Source organism: Sulfurihydrogenibium subterraneum DSM 15120, from assembly GCF_000619805.1.
GTDB lineage: Bacteria > Aquificota > Aquificia > Aquificales > Hydrogenothermaceae > Sulfurihydrogenibium > Sulfurihydrogenibium subterraneum.
On the sequence record NZ_JHUV01000010.1, the window covers coordinates 63466 to 88242 of the forward strand.

General features: G+C 32.1%; 24 protein-coding genes and 1 pseudogene. 12 read left to right on the plus strand and 13 right to left on the minus strand.

The features are described from left to right. Nucleotides 1-9: 9 nt before the first annotated feature. Complete coding sequence (locus tag Q385_RS0104715) at nt 10-999, minus strand: tetratricopeptide repeat protein (RefSeq protein ID WP_028950561.1); 990 nt, start codon at nt 997-999, stop codon at nt 10-12. A gap of 66 nt (nt 1000-1065) precedes the next feature. Between Q385_RS0104715 and Q385_RS0104720 the strand changes: the two genes are divergently transcribed. The 10 genes and pseudogenes from Q385_RS0104720 to Q385_RS0104760 all read left to right on the plus strand — a co-directional run bounded on the left by Q385_RS0104720 (nt 1066) and on the right by Q385_RS0104760 (nt 11428). Then, nucleotides 1066-4869: a translocation/assembly module TamB domain-containing protein gene (locus Q385_RS0104720; protein ID WP_028950562.1), complete on the plus strand. Its 3804-nt coding sequence runs from the start codon at nt 1066-1068 to the stop codon at nt 4867-4869. Nucleotides 4870-4942: 73 nt separating this feature from the next. Continuing rightward, nucleotides 4943-5584 (plus strand): hypothetical protein, encoded by a 642-nt coding sequence (locus Q385_RS0104725; protein ID WP_028950563.1) that lies wholly within the window; start codon nt 4943-4945, stop codon nt 5582-5584. Then, entirely contained in the window at nt 5568-6905 is a 1338-nt protein-coding gene (gene mtaB, locus Q385_RS0104730; RefSeq protein WP_028950564.1) for a tRNA (N(6)-L-threonylcarbamoyladenosine(37)-C(2))-methylthiotransferase MtaB, read from the plus strand. Before Q385_RS0104725 ends, mtaB begins: the two co-directional genes overlap by 17 nt. Continuing rightward, entirely contained in the window at nt 6889-7311 is a 423-nt protein-coding gene (locus tag Q385_RS0104735) for a CoA-binding protein (RefSeq protein ID WP_028950565.1), read from the plus strand. Before mtaB ends, Q385_RS0104735 begins: the two co-directional genes overlap by 17 nt. Nucleotides 7312-7321: 10 nt before the next feature. Beyond that, nucleotides 7322-7762 (plus strand): annotated as a pseudogene (gene folE, locus Q385_RS09310) (GTP cyclohydrolase I FolE); the annotation flags it as partial. A gap of 315 nt (nt 7763-8077) precedes the next feature. Then, the gene (locus Q385_RS09490; protein ID WP_425427195.1) at nt 8078-8941 is read left to right on the plus strand and encodes an LAGLIDADG family homing endonuclease; all 864 of its coding nucleotides are present in this window, start codon (nt 8078-8080) and stop codon (nt 8939-8941) included. Nucleotides 8942-8974: 33 nt separating this feature from the next. Next, on the plus strand, nt 8975-9412 hold the full coding sequence (locus Q385_RS0104745) for a hypothetical protein (RefSeq protein ID WP_028950566.1): 438 nt from the start codon (nt 8975-8977) through the stop codon (nt 9410-9412). Continuing rightward, nucleotides 9412-10311 (plus strand): tRNA nucleotidyltransferase/poly(A) polymerase-related protein, encoded by a 900-nt coding sequence (locus Q385_RS0104750; RefSeq protein WP_028950567.1) that lies wholly within the window; start codon nt 9412-9414, stop codon nt 10309-10311. Before Q385_RS0104745 ends, Q385_RS0104750 begins: the two co-directional genes overlap by 1 nt. A gap of 71 nt (nt 10312-10382) precedes the next feature. Beyond that, a complete protein-coding gene (locus Q385_RS0104755) occupies nt 10383-10841 on the plus strand; it encodes a hypothetical protein (protein ID WP_156925199.1) in 459 nt (152 codons plus the stop codon). After that, on the plus strand, nt 10838-11428 hold the full coding sequence (locus Q385_RS0104760) for a Tll0287-like domain-containing protein (protein ID WP_028950569.1): 591 nt from the start codon (nt 10838-10840) through the stop codon (nt 11426-11428). Before Q385_RS0104755 ends, Q385_RS0104760 begins: the two co-directional genes overlap by 4 nt. A 46-nt stretch (nt 11429-11474) precedes the next feature. Here Q385_RS0104760 and Q385_RS0104765 read toward each other — a convergent pair whose 3' ends face one another. The 12 genes from Q385_RS0104765 to Q385_RS0104820 all read right to left on the minus strand — a co-directional run bounded on the left by Q385_RS0104765 (nt 11475) and on the right by Q385_RS0104820 (nt 19923). Next, nucleotides 11475-11699 carry a ferredoxin gene (locus Q385_RS0104765; RefSeq protein WP_028950570.1) on the minus strand — a complete coding sequence of 75 codons (225 nt, stop codon included), beginning with the start codon at nt 11697-11699 and terminating at the stop codon, nt 11475-11477. Nucleotides 11700-11765: 66 nt separating this feature from the next. Then, nucleotides 11766-12917 carry a tRNA guanosine(34) transglycosylase Tgt gene (tgt, locus tag Q385_RS0104770; RefSeq protein WP_028950571.1) on the minus strand — a complete coding sequence of 384 codons (1152 nt, stop codon included), beginning with the start codon at nt 12915-12917 and terminating at the stop codon, nt 11766-11768. A gap of 3 nt (nt 12918-12920) precedes the next feature. Then, a complete protein-coding gene (gene hisS / locus Q385_RS0104775) occupies nt 12921-14150 on the minus strand; it encodes a histidine--tRNA ligase (RefSeq protein WP_028950572.1) in 1230 nt (409 codons plus the stop codon). A gap of 1 nt (nt 14151) precedes the next feature. Continuing rightward, the gene (thiS, locus tag Q385_RS0104780) at nt 14152-14355 is read right to left on the minus strand and encodes a sulfur carrier protein ThiS (RefSeq protein ID WP_028950573.1); all 204 of its coding nucleotides are present in this window, start codon (nt 14353-14355) and stop codon (nt 14152-14154) included. Nucleotides 14356-14364: 9 nt separating this feature from the next. After that, complete coding sequence (locus tag Q385_RS0104785) at nt 14365-15135, minus strand: enoyl-ACP reductase FabI (RefSeq protein WP_028950574.1); 771 nt, start codon at nt 15133-15135, stop codon at nt 14365-14367. Next, nucleotides 15089-15607, minus strand: a complete 519-nt coding sequence (locus Q385_RS0104790) for a DUF2628 domain-containing protein (protein ID WP_028950575.1) — start codon at nt 15605-15607, stop codon at nt 15089-15091. The genes Q385_RS0104785 and Q385_RS0104790 overlap by 47 nt, the downstream gene beginning before the upstream one ends. Beyond that, entirely contained in the window at nt 15608-16147 is a 540-nt protein-coding gene (locus tag Q385_RS0104795; protein ID WP_028950576.1) for a 1,2-dihydroxy-3-keto-5-methylthiopentene dioxygenase, read from the minus strand. A 13-nt stretch (nt 16148-16160) separates the two neighbouring features. Next, nucleotides 16161-16808 (minus strand): methylthioribulose 1-phosphate dehydratase, encoded by a 648-nt coding sequence (locus tag Q385_RS0104800; protein ID WP_028950577.1) that lies wholly within the window; start codon nt 16806-16808, stop codon nt 16161-16163. An 89-nt stretch (nt 16809-16897) separates the two neighbouring features. Beyond that, entirely contained in the window at nt 16898-17200 is a 303-nt protein-coding gene (locus tag Q385_RS08880; protein ID WP_037919637.1) for a DUF2283 domain-containing protein, read from the minus strand. Continuing rightward, on the minus strand, nt 17191-17466 hold the full coding sequence (locus tag Q385_RS0104810; RefSeq protein WP_028950578.1) for a DUF4258 domain-containing protein: 276 nt from the start codon (nt 17464-17466) through the stop codon (nt 17191-17193). Before Q385_RS0104810 ends, Q385_RS08880 begins: the two co-directional genes overlap by 10 nt. Nucleotides 17467-17596: 130 nt before the next feature. After that, nucleotides 17597-18820 carry a TolC family protein gene (locus Q385_RS0104815; RefSeq protein ID WP_028950579.1) on the minus strand — a complete coding sequence of 408 codons (1224 nt, stop codon included), beginning with the start codon at nt 18818-18820 and terminating at the stop codon, nt 17597-17599. Next, on the minus strand, nt 18817-19923 hold the full coding sequence (locus Q385_RS0104820) for an efflux RND transporter periplasmic adaptor subunit (RefSeq protein WP_028950580.1): 1107 nt from the start codon (nt 19921-19923) through the stop codon (nt 18817-18819). The genes Q385_RS0104815 and Q385_RS0104820 overlap by 4 nt, the downstream gene beginning before the upstream one ends. 71 nt (nt 19924-19994) lie before the next feature. Between Q385_RS0104820 and Q385_RS0104825 the strand changes: the two genes are divergently transcribed. Together Q385_RS0104825 and Q385_RS08885 are read left to right on the plus strand one after the other, a co-directional pair. Further along, nucleotides 19995-23045, plus strand: coding sequence for an efflux RND transporter permease subunit (locus Q385_RS0104825; RefSeq protein ID WP_028950581.1), 3051 nt, complete (start codon nt 19995-19997; stop codon nt 23043-23045). Nucleotides 23046-23097: 52 nt separating this feature from the next. Continuing rightward, nucleotides 23098-24636 carry an IS200/IS605 family accessory protein TnpB-related protein gene (locus Q385_RS08885; protein ID WP_245596364.1) on the plus strand — a complete coding sequence of 513 codons (1539 nt, stop codon included), beginning with the start codon at nt 23098-23100 and terminating at the stop codon, nt 24634-24636. The last annotated feature ends 141 nt before the right edge of the window (nt 24637-24777 follow it).

Here is a 24777-nt window from a genome sequence, read left to right on the forward strand (position 1 = left end):
TTTCTCTCCCTACTTTGTGTATATATCCGTAATAAATTTTAACACTTTATCTTTTAAAGGTAAAACTTTCATAAATTTTTTCTTAAGTTTTTCAAACTGTTCTTTGTACTCTTGATACTCTGGTTCTTTTACTAAAAGTTCAAGCTGGTCTATTATGTCGTTTGCTTCTTTAAAGTTTTTCTTTTCAATAAGTTCTTCTACAGCTTCTATAAGTACAGGTACGTATTTAGGTTCTATTTTTAGGTTGTAATCTATCTGAAGTCCTTTTATAAAGTTTTCAGCTGCTTGAACTTTTTTACCTTCGTTTAACTGTTTTTTTGCAAGTTCAAAGTAGTACTTTGCTATATCTATAAAATACTGTATTTCTTCTGGAACAAGTATTACTGCTTTTTTAAGGTTTTCTATTGCATCTTCGTAAAGTCCAAGATGGGCTAAAGAGTGGGCTTTATAAACGTAAGCATCTACAAAGTACTTATTTTTTTCTATAACTTTGTTAAACTGTTCTATGGCTTGTTGATACTTTCTTGCGTTATATAGTATTTTTCCCAGTGAGTAGTAGTATCTGTCATCTCCTTCTTGACCTGATACTTTATTAAGGTATTCCATAGCTTTTTGGTCGTTTCCATGCATAAGCTCTATTTGAGCTAAAAGTGAGTATGCTTCTTTTATTTTGGGGTCTATTTTTATTGCTTCTTCAAGGTCTTTTTTTGCTTCTTCAAACTCTCCTTTTTGTATGTAAACTTTTCCTCTTTCAAAGTAAGCCTCTGCATAGTTAGGTTTTAATCTGATTGCCTCTGAAAGATGAACTATTGCCACTTCAAGACTTTCTTGGTTAAGGTCGTGGGTCGCAACTTTTCCCCTCCAAAAATGTACTTCTGGAATATCTGGATTTAGAAGGAGAGCTTCATCTAAAAGTGTGATAGCCATCTCAAAGTTTTCGTTTTCATAGTGGTAGATGGCTTTGTTAAGAAGATGGTAAGCTTCACCTGCTGATGTCATGGTTAGTGCCTCCTTACTTTGTGTTTTATATAAGATAACACATTTTTATGTTAAAATTTTATTTAAATGAAAAAATTCTTAAAGAAAAAAGTTTTAGAAAATAAAGCTATTAAGTTTATACTTAAAATATTAACAGAAGCTTTTTTTATAGTTTTTCTAATTATTTTACTCTTTTTAGCTGTTTTTTACGTTATTTCAAGTTATCAAGAGATATTGAAAAAATTTGGTGTTTACGTTGAAGATGATTGTAATTTAAAAAATAGTAAACTAATCTGTAGTTTTATACATATCACAGATAAAAAAGAGTACGATGTAAAACTTGAAAAAGTTGAAGGAGAGTTTAACTTTTACAACCTTTTAAAGTTTAAGACTTTTGCAAATCTAAAAGTAAATAAACTTAGTGGAAAATACATAAACGACTTAACAGCTCCCCCTTCTGAAAGTTTTAAGTTTATATTTCCTACATATCTTTTCACATCTTACGTAAATATTGATTTAAAAGATGGAAGCTTTTTTGTAGAAAATGTAGAAAAAGGTATAAACTTAGATATAAAAAACATCTCTGCCTATAACAACCAAAATTTTGTTTACCTTAAATCTCAGCCGATTTTGACGTTTATTAAAGATAAGAACAGCTACGACCTGACTCTTACACCAACAGGAAGTTATCAAGTAAAACTCTTTCCTAAAAAAATGATAGTTGAAAATATAAAACTCTTTTACAACTCTGTATATGCAAATATAAAAAATATTTCTCTTTTTGAAAATAAGACTATTGACCTATCAGCAAGTTTAAACGCTCTAAGTTATTCTTACAAAGATATTAACCTGTCAGGATTAAAAGCGGATTTAAACCTTAAAGTCAAAAAAGATACAGACTTAAAATTTGATGGATTTTTAACTCAGCTGAGTTATCAAAACACAAGACTTTTAAACAGTAAATTCAAAGGAGAAGTTAACTTTAAAGAAGGAAAGTTAGACGGTAAAACAGAACTTAACATTAGCTCTTTACTGTCAGAAGGCATACAACTTAAAGACTTGTTTTTATACTCTGATATAAAAGATAAAGATGGTCTTGTTGTAAAAGGAAAGTATGACTTAAAGTTAGCTACTGGAGATTTTGAATACATTGATAAACTTAAAAAATTAAAGTTAGAAGCTGACATACCTTCAGTTAAAAAAGTTTTATCTGCTTTACCGATAAAAAGAAATCAAATTTTAGATTCATTAGATGGTAAACTAAAGTTATCAGCTGATTACTTTGTAGATAAAGAATTTTCAGATATAACGGTTAACTCTAAAGACTTTACAATTTTAGGACTAAATTACGATTCTTTATCTGGAAAAATAAATCTATCATTAAAAGAGAAATTTATTAACGCAGATTTAAAAGGCTTAAGTAAAAATCAAACTTTAAGTTTAAAAGGACTTTTAAAAAACTTTCACGACTTAAAAAATCTATCTTACGATTTTGACATTAATGCTACAAACTTTATTCTTGAAAATCTTTCATATTTAAAAAATATCCCAATAAAAGCTAACTTAAACGCAAATGGGAAAATTTATGGAGATGTAAACAATTTCCACATAAAACTTAGTGGTAATGCTCCAACTTTCTCTTACGAAGATATAAACCTTAAAAACTTGATTTATGATTTCTCTTTTGAAAACGACTTAATTAAAGTTAACGCAAACAGTGGAGAAGCTTTAAAATCTAACCTTACATACGACTTAAAAAATGAAAAATTAAACCTAACTTTAAACGTAAACAGGCAGTTTGACCTTACGCCAATACATCCGTTTTTATTAAAACACTCTAAGGAAGTTTTTGAAAAAGTATTGCCAAAAACAGCAGAAGGAAGTATTTACATAACGTCAGTCAAAAAAGATTGGAATGTAGATTTAAATCTAAACTACTACCAAGTATACTTAAAAGATATTGAAAATACAATTGAAGGTAGTCTATCAGGAAAGTTAAATCAAAATGATATAAATTTAGCCTTAAGCTTTAACAAAGATAACTTAACTTTTAAAAACTACACATTGAAAAAGATTTTAGGAAATGTAAGCCTTTTAAATAAAAATCTAAAATTCTCTGTAAAAGCAGAAGGATTAGAAAGATACAAAAACTTTGGTCTTTCAGCTTCTGGAAGCTACAACTTAGATAAAGAGATTTTTAATCTATCTGTATCGTCAAACTTAGAAAATGAAAATTTACAGCTTAAAGCAGATTTAAGTGCAGAAGGAACTCTTAACGATTACAAAGGCAAACTATCTACAACTATCAAAAATCAAAAGCAGGTAAATCTAATATTTGATTTTAAAGGAAATAAAGATAGACTGCTGGCTTATGGTAAAGATGCTAAAATCTCACATAAAGACTTAAGTTTTAACTTAGGAGAATCTGTAATTACAGTAAATTTTAACAGACAAGACCTTCAAAAAAGCTATGGGGTAGCTATTTTTAAAAACGTTGTCGTAAAAGAAAAAGATATAACTTTAGTTAGTTTTTCAGATTTAAAGATAAATTACACAGATAAGAAAATTTTTGCAGATAGACAGCTGTTTACAGGAACATTTAAAGGAATGGCAGAAAGGTTTTTATATGATTTAGAAAATAACCTGTTAGACGTTGCAGTAAGTGGAGATATGGATAAAAATTATGTAGCTCAAATCATTCAGTATGTGAACTTAGATGGAAAAGTAAAGTTTGCAATGGCTTATAAAGGTAAGCCTGAAGATGTACTTGAAAAAGCATCTTTTAAACTTTATGGAGATAACATCCGTATTAGAACGCCTTACACTTTAAACGTTATATCCTTTGACAAGTTTGATATAACATTAAAAGACAATCTTTTGATAGATATAAAAGGTAGAACAAGGTCATCTTACGGAGACAGTAGTATAGCTATAACAGGTAAATATAACTTAAGGAAAAGAGAAGGCAGTGTATCTGTAATATCTGAACTTCTTCCTATAAAGTATGAAAATATTTATAACGGTGTTGTTTCTACAAATACAGATATAAAGCTTATCCAAGACAAAATTTATATAAACTCTAACACACTTACAACAGGAAAAGCAAGAGTAGAGCCTGAATACTTTAGTAAAGAATCTGGAAGTAAACCTGAAATTTTAAAAAACGTTTATCTTAATATAAAAGTCTCTACCCTCTCACCTATCTTTATAGAGGGAAGCTGGGGAAGAGCTTACGGAGAAGGAAAGTTTGATGTTAAAGGGACAGCTGAAAAACCTATAGTCAACGGTAATTTTAGAATATCTTACGGTAAGATAGACTTTCTAAAAAATAGGTACAACATTGACTTTATAGATGTAAAGCTAACAGACAGTAAAACTTACGTAAACGGAAAACTATCAACAAACGTATCTGGAACTTACATATACGTTAACGTATCTGGAGAAGCTGATAATCTAAAGTACGACTTTTTCTCTACTCCGCCTAAGTCAAAAGATGAGATATTAACATTACTGCTTATCAAAAAAACGCCAGAACAACTTGCATCATCAGGGCTATTTTCGGTAGTTGGAAGTGTGGTAAAGCTACTTGTGCCGTTTAAAAGTACGGGAGAAGAAGAGGAAGGACTTTTTGGAACAGGATTTAATGTAAATGTTTTGCCTACTTATAACCCTGTACAGGGCATTACTTTTAGTGTTTATGTACAAAAGTATTTAACAAGAAAGATATATTTAGGATTTTCAAAGCCTGTTTCTACTACAACTATTATAAACCAGTATGGATTTTATGAAGCAGGATACAGACTTACAGAAAGAAGCTCATTTGTCTTAAGGCTTTATGATAATAAAGCAAAATCTGCTGACTTAACATTTACCCTTCCTTTTGATTTTTAAAACCTGTTTTTTAACATAGTTTTTTAGATTAACAAAATTGTAAAATCTTTTAAAACCTGTTAAGGAGTTTAGATTGAAACTTGTAGAAACTGATTTAGTGTTTTACTTTGAATACGAAAATAAAAAGTCTAAAGATTTTGGATATGTTTTTAATGTAGGACTGCCAAAAGGAGAGTCTGAATACTTTTTGGCAACCGAAGAGATAATAAAAAATAAGCCAGATTATTTAAAACATCTAAAAAATGTAAAATGGGCTATTTATGATAAAAACTTTGAAAGAAAGACAGATTATCACTGTTGGATACATACAGCTGGACTGATAAAAGGGCAATCTATCTACTATAAGGTTGAAGAAAATGGTAAAGAAGCTCTTTTTACCTTAAATGGTCAAAAAACAGAATTTTTTGAAAAGATAAGAGATAGAGGAGCTCTAACTGGAGAAAGTAATTACTTTTGGGGAAAGAAAAACGGAAAGTTTGCCATTTACGATGTAAACACGGGAGAAAAACTTACAGAAGACTTCAAGTCATCTGTTTTAGCAGGAGTTATTTTAGGGAAAGGGACATTTTTTGTAGGGAGCTACGGAGAAGAGATTTTTTACATATTTGATTTAAAAACAGGGGAAAGATTGACAAAAGCCTTTGATGAGCATAAACTTATTGAGATTTTAAAACACGGAGATTTAGAAAGAGCGGTAGATGAGATTGGAAGGTAAAAAGTTGAAGGTGGCTTTTGCAACCCTTGGCTGTCGTATGAACCAGTTTGAGACGTCAGCATTAGAAGACCAGTTTAGTTTAAAAGGTTATGACATTACAGACTTTGAGTCTGTAGCGGACATTTATATAGTAAACACTTGCACCGTTACAAATGACGCGGACAGAACTTCAAGAAAAACATTAAGACAGGCAAAAAGGAGAAATCCTAACGCTATCGTCGTTGCAACAGGTTGCTATGCCCAAGTATCTCCACAAGAGCTTGCAAAAATACCAGAGATAGATTTAGTAATAGGAAACTCTCACAAAACAGCAGTTTTAGAGATAGTAGAAAACTACATAAACGAAAAGTTTGAAAACAAAGTTTTTATAGATAACATCTTTAGGGAAAACGATTTTAAAACATTTTTTATATCAACCTTCTACGAAGGGTCAAGACCAATACTTAAAGTCCAAGAAGGTTGCAACAGTTTTTGCTCTTTTTGTATAATTCCTTTTGCAAGAGGAAAAGTAAGAAGTGCAAAGATACAAGATGTTGTAAACCAAGTAAAATTCCTTGTGGATATAGGTTATAAAGAGATAGTTTTAACAGGAACTCAACTATCCCAGTTTGGATATGACCATAAAGAAGGCTACCTTTTAGACCTTTTAAAACAGCTGATAAAGATAGAAGGACTTTACAGAGTAAGACTTTCATCTATGGGAATAAACGAGCTTGACGACAATTTAATAGACTTTTTAACAACTCAAGAGAAGATAGCCCCACACTTCCACCTGTCTATCCAGTCAGCTGACGATAAGGTTTTAAAAGATATGAAAAGAAACTATACTGTAAAAGAGTACATAGAAAAAGTTGAAAAAATATTGAAAAAAAGACCTGATACCGCTATTGGAACAGATATAATAACAGGATTTCCAACAGAAGATGAAACAGCTTTTAAAAACACTGTAAGGAATGTAGAAGAAATACCTTTTGCATACATTCATGTATTTACCTACTCTATGAGAGACAACACTTCTGCAGTAAAGTTAGGAGACAAAGTCCCGCCACAAGTTAAAAAAGAAAGAACAAAATTGCTTAGAGAGATAGGAGGAAGGAAAAGTATAGAGTTTAGAAAAAGATTTTTAGACAAGGAACTTGAATTTTTAATAATATCAGAAAAAGAAGACTACAAAGTAGGTTTAACAGGAAATTATATCCACGCAAAGATAAGAACAGAAGAACCTTTAAACTCAGTTATAAAAGCTAAACTTACAAAAGTAGGCTATGAAAGGGAAGACAATTTAGCTATTATAGGAGATAGCTATGCCGATACTAACTAAAGATGAAGAAATTAAAGAAGTTTTACAAAACAGCAGAACTGTGGCGGTTATAGGGATATCAAACGACCCTTCAAAACCTAGCTACTTTGTTAGTGAGGTAGTTAAATCTTACGGTTTTAAGATGTACTTTGTAAATCCAAAGTACGAAGGGCAAGAAATATTAGGAGAAAAAGTTTACAAATCAATACTAGACATTCCAGATGAGATAGACATTGTAGATGTTTTTAGAAGACCTGCAGATGTTGTATTTACAGCTGAAGAAGCTTTAAAAAAAGGTTTTAAAACTTTTTGGTTTCAGCCTGGAACTTACAATCCAGAGGTTGCAGAAAAGTTATCAAATCTGGGTTATAACGTTATCTACGACAGATGTATGAAGGTAGAATGTCAAAGATTACTTAAAAAGTAGGAGAGTAAAGATGGCTATTGATAAAAACAAGATTGAGCAAGCAATTAGGTTATTTTTAGAAGGAATAGGAGAAGACCCAAATAGAGAAGGTCTTAGAGATACACCAAAAAGAGTTGCAAAGATGTGGGAAGAGTTTGAAAACCACAGAGAGTTTAACATGACTATCTTTGAAGATGTTGGAAGTTATGATGAGATGGTCGTTATTAGAGATATACAGTTTTTCTCTTTATGTGAACACCACTTACTACCATTTTTTGGTAAAGCCCACGTTGCCTACATACCTGATAAAAAAGTGTGTGGATTGTCTAAAATTGTTAGAGTTGTAAATAAATTCTCATACAGACCACAAGTTCAAGAAAGATTAACTGCAGAAATTGCAGAATTTTTAGAAAAAGAGCTTCAACCTAAAGGTGTTGCGGTAGTAATGGAAGCAGTTCATCTTTGCTATTCTTCAGATACAGAAATACTGACTGATAAAGGGTGGAAATATTTTAAAGATTTAGATATAGAGGATATGGTAGCTCAAGTCAATCCTAATACATTAGAAATTTCATTTGTAAAACCAGTATACTACATTAAATATCCATTTAAAGGCATGATGATTAATTTTAGGAGTAAGTCTGTAGATTTATTAGTATCTCCAGACCATAAAATGCTTTATTCTACAGAATGGATATTTTACAAATCTAAAAATAAAAGATGGATTTCTAAGAAAGCCTATGAAATCAAAGACATCCCTAAAATTATAATCCCTCAAGCAGGAAGAATGCAAGGAAAAGAATTAGAATACATAGAAATTGAAGAAGACTATGATAAGGTTTATTTTGGAAATATAGCAACGAAAACTAGAAAGAAAGTAAAAATAAAAGCTGATACTTTTATTAAGTTTTTAGGTATTTATCTTTCTGAAGGCTCATATCACATAAAGAGTAAAAAAGAATATAAAGTAAGAATAGTTCAAAAGATGAACACCTCTTCCGCTAACGAAATAGAAAAAGTTTTAAAGGAATTACCTTTTAATTACAAAGTCTATCAAAGAAAGAATGGAACAGTAGAATATGTAATAAATTCAAAAGCTTTAACTAAATATGTGGAAAAATTTGGAAAATCTGCGGACAAGTACATACCAGAATTTATTTACTCACTATCAGAAAGACAGAAAAAATTGTTCTTAGATTATTTTATATTGGGAGATGGACATCTAAAGTCTGATGGAAAAACTTTTCATTTTGTAAGCAAATCAAAAAAACTCATTGATGGTATTCAAGCAATTTATGCAACATTAGGAGTAGCAACAACTGTTTACGAACATAGATATAAAAATGGAAAAGTTTACTACAGGTTAGAAACAAGGAAAGATAAAAGAGGAAGGGACAAGTACTACTCTATGGTTAGAGAAGTAGAAGATGTTCCTTATAACGACTATATATATTCTGTAACTGTTCCAGAAGGTTATATATTAGTTAGAAGAAATGGCAAAATAGCAATATCTGGAAATTGTATGGCTATGAGGGGAGTTAGAAATCCAGATTCAGTTACGGTAACGAGTAAGTTAACAGGAAGATTCCTTGAATGTCAAAAAACAAGGGAAGAGTTTTTAAACTTGATAAACTCCCATAAAAAGTTATAATAGTTTAATTAAAAAACTAAAGAGGTTATTAAAATGCTAAATGATAAAGATTTGATGAAAAATCCTTTTATGACAAACGAAAAATTTGCCCAGCAGTTTGACTTTTTAAAGGAAGAAGGAGAGTTTGATAGAATATTAAAAATACTCACAGTCCCAGCAAGAAGTGGTATATACCTATCAAGGTTTGATATTAAGGATATAGGTTTAGCTTTGGGAATTAGCGTCCCAGTTAGAGAAAGAAAAGAGATGTTAAAAGACCTTTTTTACTACTCAAAACAGATAGATAAAATGAAAGAGTTTTTAGATTTACTTATTCAGTACACAAATGCAAAAATTAGCCAGTATAGAGAGCTCCAAGAAGCTTTTCCAAAAACAAGTCAAATAATACAAGGATGGATTGACAAAGCGGAAAAGTTAATCTCATTCATAGAAAACCTTAAAAAAGAAATTGATATATACAAGGCAGTTTAATGCTTGGTATAGATAGACTTCTACAAAAGATTTTCAACAAAAAGAAAGATGAAGAGTTAGACTTACAGATTAAAGAAAACTACATACACGGCCTTATATTTTATAACTCTTACTTTGATATTTTAGTAAAAGCCCTTCCACGAGGTTCGTTTTGCTTTATAGTTGGAGGATGGGTAAGAGACAGACTTATCAACAGACCACTGGGAAAAAATATAGATATAGACTTTATCGTTACAGCTCCTCCCATGGAAGTGGCAAAAAATTTAAAAAAATACATAAACGGCTCTATCTTTCAGTTTGAAAAAGAAAAAACAGTTGCAACATTTATCTTTCAAGAAAACGAATACAACTACAGATTTGATTTTTCATATCTTGATATATCAGATATTTTAACATCTGATTTAAGTTATGAAGAAAAAGAAGAAAAAATATTAGATAGACTTATACAAGACTTACTTAGTAGAGACTTTACTATAAATGCAATAGCTGTTAACTTTGATGATACTTCTGGACTTAGTGCTTCCCACACTACACTTATAGACCCTTCAAACGGTTTTAAAGATATTCAGGAAGGTATTGTAAAACCTATATCCTTTGAAAATATAATCAAAGACCCAGTTAGAATACTTAGAGGATACAGACTTGCATTAGAGTTAGAGTTTAAGTTAGATAAAGAGTTTGAAAAATTTGTAAAAAACAATACAGACCTTTTAGAAAAAAGCCCTAAAGAGCGTATCAGAGATGAGTTATTAAAAATATTGTCAAATGAAAACTCCTACTCTACATTAGAAAAACTTAAAGAAAATAAAGTTTTATCAAAAGTAATTTCTCAAGGCTTAGAAGAACTATCAACTTATAAAAACACAGAAGAAATATTAAAAAAAAATTTGATTTTATAGATGAAAGACTTAAAGAAGATTTTGGAAAGATTTACTTTTATCAAAGTTTTACAGATATAACTTTTTTAAAGTTGACAGCCCTCTTATTTAACCTTGATGAGACTGAGTTTGAAAAAGTGTGTAAAGAAAAACTTCTCTTACCTGAAAAAGTGTATAGATTTATGAAGCAGACAAGGAAGGCATCTGTAGAGATTTTAAAAGGTCAGTATAGAGACTTTTTTCAAATGAACCTCTTTTGGTATAATTATAAAGATGTAGCAATTTACAGTTTTATAATAGTTTTAAGTGTTAAAGCTCAGATAAAGGACTTTATAATCAATATTCAAAAACATTACTTTCAAAACTACTTAGGTAAAATAGTAGACAAACCACTTTTATCTGGAAGTGAAATAATGAGAATTTTAAATTTAAAGCCTTCTAAAGAAGTGGGAATTATAAAAGAAAAGTTAATTTTAGCTCAGCTTAAAGGAGAAGTAAAAACGAAGGAAGAAGCAATAAAATATTTACTAAACTTGGAGGTAGAATCGTGAAGAAATTTTCAGCTGTTTTATTAGCAGGATTGTTGTTTAGCTGTGGAGAGGTGCAAAAAGTAGAAATTCCGAAAGACAAGGAAGAAAAGATTGTGCAGGTAGGAGACAGTGCGTCAATGAAACTTCTAAAAAGTTTAAAAAGTGAGCTTATGAGTGCTATGCAAAAAGGTGGTTTAGACGAAGCTGTAACTGTTTGCAACAAAAAAGCTATGGAAATTACATCTCAGATAGAAAAAGAAACAGGGTACTCAATGAAAAGAACTACTTTTAAGTATAGAAATCCAGCTAATGCACCTGATAAGTATGAGGCAGAAGCTCTAAAATACTTTGAAGAAAACATAAAACAGGGTAAAATGCCTTCTTACTACATTCAAGCATTAAATGATAACGGAAAAGTTGTGTATAGATATTACAAACCTTTAAAAGTTGAAGGAGTTTGTTTAACTTGCCACGGAGACCCTAATCTTATGGATAAAAAGTTAGTTGAAAGAATCAAAACTCTTTATCCTAATGACAAAGCTGTAGGATACAAAGAAGGTGATTTTAGAGGATTAGTTAGAGTATCTATTCCTGCTGATAAGATATAATCTATTATATAGGGGGCATTAAAGCCCCCCTTTTTATTTAAAGAATTTACTCTTCTACTACTTCAGTAACTAAAGCACCAGATGGGCACTCTTCAGTTACTTCAAGAACTCTTTGTGCTAACTCTCCTTCTATGATAGCGCCATCTCCACCTACTTCTGCTTTAACTTGAGCTGTACCATCTCCAGAGTCTTCGTATACTTCTGGAACTTCATCGTAGCAAAGAGCGCATGCTGTGCAGAGATCTTTGTCAACTTGAACTTTTACCTTCATAACAAACCTCCTGTAATAAAATTTATTAGGCTCAAATAGTATAACCCAATATATGTCAATTTTCAATTATAACAATGTTTGAATATTTGAATAGTATCTGTCTAAAAACTCTTTCTTAAATATTGAAAAACTACTATTCTTTATAGCTTGTCTTACATCTTCCATTAATTTTAAGTAAAATCTTAAATTGTGTATAGTTCCTAAGATGTAAGCGGTTATTTCTTCAGCATTATACAGATGTCTTAAGTATCCTTTTGAAAAGTTTTTACAGGTATAACAATCACACAAAGGGTCTACAGGAGTGTCGTCAAGTTTGTACTTTGCCGATTTTATATTTATCTTTCCAAAGTGGGTAAAGAGGGTTCCATTTCTACCGTTTCTGGTTGGTATTACACAGTCAAACATATCAATGCCTCTGTCTATAGCTTCAAGAAGGTCCTCTGGCGTTCCAACTCCCATTAAATATCTGGGTTTATTCTCAGGAAGTAAAGATGCTACAACCTCTGTCATAGAGTACATAAACTCTTTGGGCTCTCCTACGGATAAGCCTCCTATAGAGTATCCATCCATATCAAGGTCTATAGTTTTTAGCGTGCTTTCTTTTCTTAAATCTTCATATACTGAACCTTGAATTATTCCAAACAGAGCTTGGTTAGGATTTTTCTTGGCTTGTTTAGACCTTTTTAGCCACCTAACTGTCCTTTCTAAACTTTCTTTTGCATACTGATGGCTACAAGGGTAAGGAGGGCATTCGTCAAGAGGCATCATTATATCACTGCCTATAATCTCTTGAATTTCTACTACAAACTCAGGGGTAAAAAAGTGCCAAGACCCATCTAAATGAGACTTAAACTTAACTCCTTCCTCTGTTATTATAACTTGCGCTTTTTGCTTTCCTTCCTTTTCTTTTCCTGCAGATAGAGAAAATACTTGATATCCACCACTGTCAGTTAAGATAGGTTTTTTCCAAGAAGAAAAGTTGTGAAGTCCATTAAACTTTTTTAAAACTTCTAATCCTGGTCTTAAGTAAAGGTGGTAAGTGTTTCCTAATATAATCTGGGCTTTAATATCTTCTTCAAGATGTTTAATTGTAGTAGCTTTTACAGTTCCTTGAGTTCCTACTGGCATAAAAATAGGTGTTTCTATCTCGCCGTGAGGTGTGTATATTTTACCAAGTCTTGCATTACCGTCTTTTTTTATAAGCTGAAATTTAAACATTCTTTATATTCTGTCCTTTAGAGCTTCTACAACATCTTCAGGAGTGTAAAATATCTCTTGGTTTCCTGTTTTCATCTCTTTAAGCTCGTACTTGTCTGATACAAAAACTACAAAATCAGATTTTAATTTATCTGCAGTTTTAAGCATAGATTTTAAACTTCCTTCTTTTAAGAGTGTTTCTGTCTTTAACCCGTTATTTCTTAGAGATTCTGCAAAAGAGAGAGCTTGGATGTTGTAATCTGGTGTGATAGGTAGGACAGTTATTAGTGGTTTTTCGGCAGGTAAGTCTTTCACAAGTAAAATAAGTCTCTCTATTCCAGCTGCAAAGCCTAAGGCAGGTGTAGGAGGTCCTCCAAGTTGCTCTACAAGGTTGTCGTATCTACCTCCAGCTGCTACTGTCCCTTGGGCTCCTATCTGGTCTGTTATAAACTCAAAAACAGTATCTGTGTAATAGTCAAGACCTCTTACTAATCTTGGATTTTCTGTAAATTCCACATTTAACGCTTTTAGGTACTCTTTTAATTGTGTAAATCTTTTTTCTGATTCTTCTGTTAGAAAGTCTGTTATTTTTGGTGCATCTTTTGTTATTTGTTTACAGCTTTCTACTTTACAGTCTAAAACTCTTAATGGGTTTGTGTTTATTCTGTTTTTACACGTTTCACATAGATTGTTTTCATACTGTTTTAAGTAATTTACAAGCTCTTGGGTGTAATTCTTCCTTGATTGAAAATCTCCAAGAGAGTTTATCTCAAGTCTAAAATCTATTTTTAATTTTTTTAATATTTTATAAACCATACTTATTAATTCTGCGTCTGCTGTAGCAGAAGATGTTCCAAAGATTTCAGCTCCTATCTGGTGAAACTGTCTATATCTTCCTGCTTGAGGTCTTTCGTATCTAAACATAGCTCCTTCGTAAAAGAGTTTGTGGTATCCTCCTTCCGCGTACATCTTTTCTTCTATGTAAGCCCTTACACAGCTTGCAGTTCCTTCAGGACGTAGTGCAACTTCTCTACCACCCTTGTCTAAAAATACGTACATCTCTTTTTGGACTATATCTGTAGCTTCTCCTACTGACCTTTTAAAAAGTGATATATCTTCTACAAAAGGAAGTATTATCTCTTTAAAGTTGTATTTTTCAAAAGTTTCTCTAAATGTGTTAACTATGTATCTGTACTTTTTTGCGTTTTCTCCGTAGATATCTTGAAATCCTCTGACTTTCTGTATCTTATTCAAATTAACCTCCACCTACAAAATGAACTATCTCTACTTTATCTCCTTCTTTTAGTTTGTAGGTATCAAACTGGTCTTTTGGTATTACATCAAAACCTACTGCTACAGCGATGGCAGAAGATTTTATTCCTAAAATTTTTATCAGCTGTGATATAGTTAACTCATCTTTATCAAACTCTTTTTCTACACCATTTACTATCAGCTTCATTTTAAACCCTCACATTCCTATAATGTTATAACCTGCATCTACGTATAATATTTCTCCTGTTATTCCTGATGCAAGGTCTGAACATAGAAATAGTGCGGCGTTTCCTACCTCTTCTATACTTACAGCTTTTCTTAAAGGAGACCTTTCTATAGCCACTTTTTGTATATCTCCAAAGTCAGATATTCCCATTGCAGCTAACGTTTTAATAGGACCTGCAGATATACAGTTTACTCTAACTTTTTTTAACACCCCTAAATCTCTTGCCAAGTACTTGACAGAAGCTTCTAAGGCTGCTTTTGCAACCCCCATAACGTTATAGTTGTAAATTACTTTTTCAGCTCCGTAGTAGGATAAAGTAAGGAAGCTTCCACCTTCATTTATAATAGGAAGAAATTCCCTTGCTATTGCTGTAAAAGAGTAAACACTTATATCCATTGCCTGTAAAAACGATTCTCTATCTACTTTGTAGTAGTAATCTTTTAAATACTCTTTATTGGCGTAAGCAATAGAGTGAACGATTATGTCAATGCTTCCCCACTTTTCTTTAACAGTGTTTACTAAGTTTGTAATTTCTTCATCTTTTGACACATCACACTTTACAACTAAATCTGCGTTAAACTCTTGGGCTATAGGTCTTACTCTTTTTTCTATTCTTTCATCTAAGTAGTTAAATCCTAAAGTAGCTCCATTTTCGTAAAATACTTTTGCTATACCGTAGGCTATACTTTTGTCGTTAGCTACTCCAAGGATTAATGCTTTTTTGTTCTCTAAAATCTTCAACTTTATCCTCCTGTAAACCAAAATCTATAATTGACGAAGCTATGAGATACATAAGTCCTATTGCTACGGCGGTTGATAAACTTGTTCCACCTGACCTGGCTATTTCTACTGTTTTTTGTCTTTCGTCTTGAATACTTTCCTTTATATGTTTTATCTTAGATTTTGCATACTGGTAATAAAGATAATTTCCAAACATTCCTATAAACACAGATATTAGAATATTGGTTATTCCTATAACCAAAGGGTGTGTCTTCATGACTACCTGTACATATTGAAGTATTAGGCTAAATACGATGAAACCAAAAGCATGGGGATACATTTTTCTGTATCCAAACCATAAAAGTCCAAAGAAAAATGCCGACCAGTTCCAGCTTATCTTATTTTCTTCTCCAAGCTCTTCCCATTTTGCTATGTAGTAATCTGCGTTTTTACCTACAAACAGCCGTAGCTCTTCCCTTTCCTCTATCGTCATTTAACTTCCCATAGTTGCTTTTTCGTTTTCGTTGTATATTGCTTCCCAGCCTACAGGTGTTTTGAAAACTCTTATACATTTTATTTTTCTATTTTCATCAAGTTCAAACCAATGTCTTGCTCCTGCTGGTACAACTATTAACTCTCCAGCTTCTACATGGATATCTACTATATCATCTTCTATTTTTACAGGGAATATTCCACTGCCATCAACTACAAACCTTACTTCATCATCTATATGGTGATGCTCTCTTTTAAACTTTTCCATAAGTGCATCTAAATTAGGTGTTTTGTCTGATAAAACTACTATATCCTCTGTGATGTATCCCATCTTTTGTTTTAACTCATCTAACTCTGGTTTGTACGCTTCAATTATTATCCTTTGATTTTCTTCATCTATGTCGTAATTTTTTCTAACTTCTTCATCAAGTCTGTCTATTCCCCATCTATCGTAGATAACACCGTACTTTTCTAAAAAAGACTTTATTTCTTCTGGATTTTCTATAACTCTACCACTTTTTCTAAAAACTAACTTTGCCATGTTTATGTCCTCCTTACCATATGTCTTTAGTGGATTTAAATAATATAAGATTTTTCATAAGCTCGAATATAAACTCAAATGCTTCAACGTGCCTTTTTGCCTCAAACTCGTTTCTTCCCCAGCAGTATATACCGTGGGTTTTTATTAAAACCGCTGGAACTTTTGGATTTATAACCTTTCCTGTTTCTTGGGCTAACTTATTTAAATCAAAGTAGTTTTCCACTATTGGAACTTCTATCTCTGCGTTTTCTTCCCATATGTCTAATGCTTTTATCATTTCTAAGTCTTTTATTTTTACTTTTGAATCTTGTGCATAGATGTAGGATATAAAGTTGTTGTTTGGGGTGTGTATGTGGATAACACACCCTGCATCTGTTTTTTGATAGATGTAAGAGTGTATCATAGTTTCTGCAGATGGTTTCATTCTTGTTTTTTCTATGGGCTTTCCATCTTTATCAACAAACATTACATCTTCATGGCTAACGGTACCTTTATCTTTTCCTGAGGTCGTAACTGCAAAGATAAGAGGATCATCGTGGAGTTTGTAAGAGAGATTTCCACTTGTTGCAGGAAACCAGCCTTTGTTGTAAAGTTTAATTTTTAAATCATTTAAAACGTTAACAGCTCTCTGCTTTTCTTCCTGATAAAGTCTCTCTGGCATAAAAGACCTCTAAGTGCGTTTGTAAAAATATATTTTATCATAATTCCTTAAATATAGAATAATAAGAAATTATTTGTTTAATAAAGATGTTAATGAGTTAACAAACTAAAGTTATTTACAATCTTTTTATATTTTGCTAAATCTGACACAATATCAGGAATATAGTTTCTTTTACCTAAGTCAAATGTTTCTTTTGTTAAAACAGAAATAATATCTGAAAGGTCTTCTCTTTTGTTCCAGTCAAATATTTCTAAGGCTATGATATTGTCATTTTCATCATAATCTATAACAAACCCTTCATTTTCAAAATGTTCACTATCTACTGGATTTTTGCCTAAAACTCTTATGGTAGCTATATCGGTTTCAGGATCGTAATGGAATTCTAACTGCATAGTCCTCTCCTTTTTAAACCTCTATCAAAAAATACTGTCATAACTATTAATATATTATCTTTTTTCTCAACAACAACCTTTAAACATCTCCCGTTTATCTTCTTTATTCTATTTTCCCTGTTGGCTATCTTGTCCTGAAAAATAAAGTCAGGATTTTGTATGGCATCCATTACAGTATCCAAAGTAATATCTAAAGGAGCTTCGGATTTTCTAATGTTAAATTGTTTCCAAAAGTGCTCTGTAAAAACTATTTCGTATTTTTCCATAAAGCTACCATTATATAAATTCCATATATTGCAAATGTTTATATTGGAAAAATTAGTATTTTATCATAATCTTGATTTGTAGCGGAAAAGGGTCTATTATAAAGTGCATAAATACATATTTTAACAACTTTTATCTACCATAAAGATTCATCAGGTCAAAAATCCTGAGGTTATACTGGTAAAGTATAGAGGTGTAAGATAGTTGAGTGTTTAGGTAGTTTGATTGGGACTCTAAGACTTCTAACGTGTTTGCGATGTTTGCTTTAAATCTCTCAGTAGATAGTCTCATAGACTCTTTTGCAACTTTTAAGTTTTCTTCTTCTGCTTTTAGTTGATTTTCGAGAGCTTGAAGGTCTATCTTTGCCTTTTTTATCTCTGTTTCTACTTGTTTTATTTTATCTTGGAGCTGTATTTCATACTTTGACTTGTCTGTTTTTGCCTGTAAAACTCTGCTGTCTTTTGCCATACCATCAAAGATGTTCCAGTTTAAAGAAAGGCCCAAGTTATAACCTTTTTTCCATACTTCTGTAGTTGAAGGGAATTTAACCTGATTGTTAGTCTGGTAATTTGCAAATAATGATAAGTTAGGATAGTTAGCTGATTTTTGGTACTCTACCTGTTTTTCAGCCGTTTGTATTTGAGATAGTAAAACTTTTATTTCTGTATTGTTTTTAATGTCTTGGTTTTCCTGCGGAATTTCTAACTTTTGAAGACTACCTTCTGGTGGCGTAATATCGTCTAACATTAGAAATCTTTTTAGGTCTTCTATAGATTTTTCATAGTTTGCTTTTGCAAGTTGGTAGTCTGATACTGCAGTTTGGAGCTGAGAAGAAGCTCTCATGTAGTCATACTTTGCAAGTAATCCTGCTTTATACTTTCCTTCAACATATTTAAAGTTTTCTTCCCAGTATTTTAAGTTTTCCTGTTTTATCTCCATAACTTGTTTGTAATAAAGACTTGTTAAAAATAATCTTCTTGCTGTGTCTTTTACTTTTTGAATTACGTCTTGTTTTATTGTTTTTTGAAGTTCTAAACTTTGTTTTGAAAGTTGTAAAAGATTTAACACTTGGTAATCAAATATTTTTTGTGTTAATCCTATCTTTGCCGAGTATTGATTTTTAGGTGTAAAACCAGAAATGTAGTTAGGATCCCATCTTGTGTAAGTTCCAGTTAAGGCTACTTGTGGATATATATTACTGTAAGCTTCTTTTATTTGATACTTTACTTTTTCTATGTCTTTGTCTGAAAGTTTTATGTTTGTGGCGTTTTTTTCTGCAATAGATAAAACTTCATCGTAAGTAATAGCAAAGGAACTGGAAAAGGATATTAAAAATGTAAATAGTATTCTTTTCATTTTACTCCCTCTGGTTGTTGTACTACTTTAACTGGCATTCCATCTCTTACATTCATAAGATTAGACACTATAACTTTATCGTAAGGTTTTAAATCTCCAGACAGATAGACATAACCATATTCCTGTCTTAAAACGTTAACTAAAACTTTTTGAGCTTTTGAATCTACAACTTTGTAAACAAAATTTTCATTACCTGCAAGTTGGACTGAATCTTCTGGTAGTTTATAACCTTCTACTTTGTCAACTAAGATTTTAGCCTTTCCATACATGTTTTCTTTCAGTAAGCCATCTTTATTGTCAAGTAAAACTTTCACAACAACTAAATTATTTTCATCTAATGAAGATGATATATAGTCTACTTTACCTTTCACAGTGCCTATTCCGTCTACATCTATCTCAACCTCTTTGCCTAAAGAAAGATTTTTTACATACTGTTGAGGAAGTTCAAAAACTGCCCATATAGGATTTAGCTTTAGTGTGTAAAACATTTCCTTTTGACTGTCAACGTAATCTCCTATACTAACATACCTTTTATCTAAGTATCCATCAAATGGAGCTCTTATAATAGTTTCATTTTTCTGTCTTTTATACTCTTTTAAGGTTGCTTTTGCAGAGTTTAATTGATTTAAAGCTACTTCCATATCTGTTTTTGCATTGTCTAACTCTTCTTTTGCTATCAGCTCTTTTTCATAAAGCTGTTTTCTTCTTTCGTATATTGCTTTTTTGTTTAGGTAATTTGCTTCAAGCTGGTTTATAACTGCAAGTTGAGATTCTACTTGATAATCTTCTTTTTCAGGTTGGACAACTGCTAATGGCTGTCCTGCCTTTACAAAGCTTCCTTCTTCTACAAATATCTTTTCAACTCTTCCACTTACTTGCGGTTTTAGTTTTGCAGAGGTTTTTGCTTGTAAAATTGCATTTGCAGTGTAGTATATAGGCACTTCTTGTTTTTCTGGAGTGATAACTTTGACAACAGGAGCTGGTTTTTGAGGTTTTTGATCTGTTTGACTTTTTGATTTTTTCTCTATAGATTTAATTATAAGTAAAGCTACTGCAATGATAGCTACAACCGAGATAGCAGTAATAATAACTTTTTTGTTCATAACTTCCTCTCTTGACTGATTTGTCAGTCATATTATAAAATAAAGAGACAAAACAGTCAAGGAGTTTATAGATGTATAGATTTTTTATCAGAAGACCGATAACAACTTGGATGTTCATCTTGTCCTTTATAATAGCTGGGCTTTATGCTTTAAAGTATATACCAGTAGATAGAAACCCAGACGTTGACTTCCCAGTAGTATCAATAAGCACAACCTACGCAGGAGCAAACCCATACGTAATAGATACTAACATAACAAGGAAGATAGAAGATGAACTTGCAACTATAAGTGGTATAGAAGCTATAAATTCTTCAAGCTATACAGGAGTATCAAGGATAACTGTAACATTTGACCTTGATAAAGATATAGACATTGCAGCCCAAGAAGTTAGGGATGCAGTTAACAGGGCTCAAAGACAGTTTCCTCCTAACACAGACCCTCCAGTGGTAAGAAAGGTAGATACATCTTTAGCTCCTATTATGGCTATTCTCCTTCATGGATATGCAGATTACGGTACTTTATCTTACCTTTCAGATAAAGTTTTAAAAAGAGAGTTTGAAAGGGTTCAAGGTGTTGGTGAAGTTGATTTAGGAGGATTTAGAGACTATGTAATGTGGGTTAGAATAGACCCTTTAAAGCTGGCAGGGTTTAAACTGACTCCTAAAGACGTGATAAATGCATTAACATCTAACAACGTGGAGATTCCGTCAGGAAGAATTGATAGTAAAGACAGAGAGTACGTTTTAAGAGTTTACGGTAAGGGAAGGTCTCCTCAAGAGATAGAAAACATAATAATAAAAAATAATGTAAGGATAAAAGATGTAGGCAGAGCAGAGTTTACGTTCGATGAAAAAAGAGGATTGGTAAGGTTTAAGGCGTTAGATTCAAAAGAGGCAGAACCTGGTATAGCTATAATCATATACAAACAGTCAAAAGAAAACACTGTGGCGGTAGCCAAAAGAGTTATAGAAAAGATGAACGAGCTTAACAAACAGCTCCCACAAGGTTTAAGACTTGATATAAACTATGACGCTTCTACCTTTATAGAAAGAAGTGTAAACGATGCTCTTCACGAAATTGTACTTGGATCTATACTTACTGCCTTTATGGTCTTTTTATTCTTAGGAAGCTTTAAGATGACATTTATACCTTCTATGGCTATTCCTGTATCAATCTTAGGAGCAATAACAGCCTTATTTTTCCTTGGACAGTCTTTAAATACTTTTACACTACTTGGCTTAGCTGTTGCGGTTGGACTTGTTATTGACGATGCTATAGTCGTAATGGAAAGTATATACAGAAGAAATGAAGAAGGTTTAAAATCAGTAGAAGCTGCAGAAAAAGGAACAAGGGTTGTTATATTTGCTTTACTTGCATCTACAGCTTCTCTAATTGCTATTTTTGTGCCAGTATTATTTTTAAAGAGTGTTATAGGAAAGTTTTTCTTTGGTTTTGCTTTAACATTGATAGTTGCAATTGCTATATCTTACATAGTTTCTTTAAGCTTTACTCCTATGATTTCAGCAAGACTGGTTGAAGTAGGAGAAAAGAATATCTTCCAGAGAGCTTACGATAAGTTTGAAAACTGGTTTGATAAAGCCTTAAGATGGTCTTTAAATAACAAAGTTATAGTTTTAGCAATCTCTTTGGCAACGGTAATAATCGGTTTTAAGCTGGTATCTATCACTCCAAAAGAGTTTACGCCTACTGTTGACGAAGGAAGGTTTTTAGTAAGGTTTGAAACACCTACTGGGTCTTCTTTTGATTTTGTTGATAAAAAGGCCAGAGAGCTTGAAAAAATAGTATCAAGCAATCCCTATGTACTGCGTTATGGAGTTGCTTTTGGTGAAGGTATTGCAGGAAGACCTACGGTTAACGGTGGAATATTCTTCATAACCCTTAAAGATAGGTCAACAGGCAGACCACATCAAAAAGTTATTATGGATCAATTTAGAAAAGCCTTTGCAAAAGTAAGTGATGTTAGAGCTATAATAGATATCCCTTCTGCAGTAGGACCAAGAAGTGGTAGGTCAGCTGATATTATGTACGTAATAAAAGGAACAGATTTAAATGAGCTTGCAAAAGTATCTTCTCAACTTGAAAGTAAACTCAGACAAACTCCTGGTTATACAGACATAGACACCGACTTAAGAATAAATCAGCCTGAAGTAAGAATTGAAATAGATAGAGATAAAGCTTTAAATTTAGGAGTGTCAGTAGAAGATATAGCAAACACTCTTAACTTTTTATTTGGTAAATACAAGATAGGAACTTATGAAAAAGGGTCTGAAAGTTATAACTTCTATATGAAAGCTGATGAATCCTTTTTAACAAGCTTTGATAATCTATCTAAGATTTATGTAAGGGCAAAAGATGGGTCTTTAGTACCATTGTCATCTCTTATTACTTACCAGCTTGCACCTGGGTATAACGTTATAAACAGGTATAACAGACAGTATGCAGTTACACTTTATGCAAACGTGACTGGTGGTAAATCTGTAGGAGAGGGTGTTGTAGAAGTTGAAAATATGATAAAACAAGTCCTACCAGCAGGCTATACTTATGAAATAGGTGGTCAAACGAAAGAGTTTAAAAGGACGTTTGACTATTTAGGGATAGCTTTATTAGTGGCTATAATAGCTGTTTATATGGTCTTAGCTTCTTTATTTGAAAGTCTTATTCATCCTTTTACTGTTTTATTAACACTTCCTTTTGCTGTATCAGGTGTTTTTGGTTTAATCCTACTTACAGGACAGACCTTAAACGTAACTTCTTACATAGGAATAATACTTTTAATAGGACTTGTAACGAGAGATAGTGTTTTATTTATAGAAAGAATAATTCAGCTGAAAAAAGAAGGCTTAGACACTTTAAGTGCAATCCTACAAGCAAGGAAAGAAAGACTAAGACCAATCCTTATGACAACCTTAACCATATTTGCATCTTTGATACCTGTATCCTTAGGGCTAACAGAAGGGTCAGAGATGAGACAACCACTTGCAATAGCGGTTATAGGTGGACTGATAACAGCATTACCACTTAGTCTTTTCGTAATACCTATAATGTACATAATCATTGACAAAATTAGATTTTTAGTAAAAAAGGTGGATAAAAACAGTTGACAAAAACAATAAAATCATATAAAAAACTATACAAAACTATAAAGAGCTAAAGATGATAACCCTACACTGCAAACTAACTTTCGAAAATGATAAAGACAGACAAACATTAGAAGACCTAATGAGAAAATTTTCATCTTGCTATAGATACGCATTTAATAGACTACTTGAAGGACACACAAGAAAAGACCTTAAAAAACATCTACAAAAACTATTTAACCTAAACTCAAGATACTGCGACGATGCAATATTCAAAGCACAAAGCCTCATAAACCTATGTAAAGAAACAGGACAAAACCCACAAAAAGTTATATTCGGCGGTAAAAGACTATTTCAGCTCCTTAAAAACAAACACCTAAACGGAAAAGACAGAGAAAAAATAAAACAAAAATGGCAAGAAAGAAGAAAAGCATGTCTACACTCAAGAGGAGACAAAACAAAAAAAGGCAATCTCAACACAAGAATAGAGTTTGAAAAAGACAGTCTAATACTTAGGATAAATGTAGGAGAAAAAAACTGGATAAAAGCAAAAATAAAAAGGACAGTAAACAGACCAAGCGATAAATGGACAAACTTTATAGCAGATTTACTACAAGCAGAAAAAACAAAAGAATACTTCCCATACTCAGTAGAGATAAGAAAGATAAACGATAACTTCTATGCATTCATAAGCTACGAAGAAGAATTACAAAAAGAACCGATTATAACAAAAGAAAACGGAGTAATAGGAATAGACGTAAATGCAAGCCCATTTCACATAGCAATAGCAACAGTGAAAACAGATGGCAACCTACAAGCAGTAGAAAGAATATCACTACATAAGTTAATAAACAAGACAAAAAATCAAAGAGAATACCTATCTTGGCAGATAGCACATCAGATTGTAGAGTTAGCCATAATACAAGACAAAGCAATAGCGATAGAGAGATTAAAAGAGATAAAAAAAGGAAACAAAGGAGATGGAAATAAAAAGCTGAGAAAAAGATTACAACAATGGATATACAAAGGGATACTTGAGAAGATAAAAGCACTTGCTAAAAGAAAACAAATAGAGGTAATAGAAGTAAACCCAGCATATACATCAGTAATAGGGTCATTAAAGTATGCACCGCAGTATAACTTAGACAAAGACACAGCAGGATCATTTGTAATAGGAAGAAAAGCATTAGGATATAAAGAAAGTTTGCCAAAGAATTACGAAAAACTAATAACAGACAAAGAATATTTAAACTTTGCGATAGAGAGACTACAAGAAGAAAAACAAAAAACACAAGAAAGATTAAAAGAAGAGAAAAACCAATACAAGAAAAAACCACTCAAAAGCAAGATAGATGAATTGAATAAGCAATTAAAAATAATACAAAGCCTTTACAGTGAGCCACAGACCCAAGAATTTGTCAACCTGAGGAAGGAACAGATGAGGGGCTTGTATTGGGCAAGCTACAAACTGTGGCAAGTTGTAAAGGTAGCCCTTGCTATCCCTATTCTTGGTAAGTCTCTTAACAGAGATTTATCACCCTTAAAGCCAATACTGGTAAATGGGGAGTGGGATAGGGTAGCGAGTAAATCGTGTTTCAAAACCAATTTAGCATAAGACGATTTGAAACACGATTTAGGGTTAGCTCCTGTTTCTTGGGACAGGGGCTATGGTGGGAGCAAAATACCGCCAGCTGGGGAGAGCTCCCATCTGAAGAAGGCGGAATACAAATACCCCAGCCCAGAGTGTTAGTTTTAT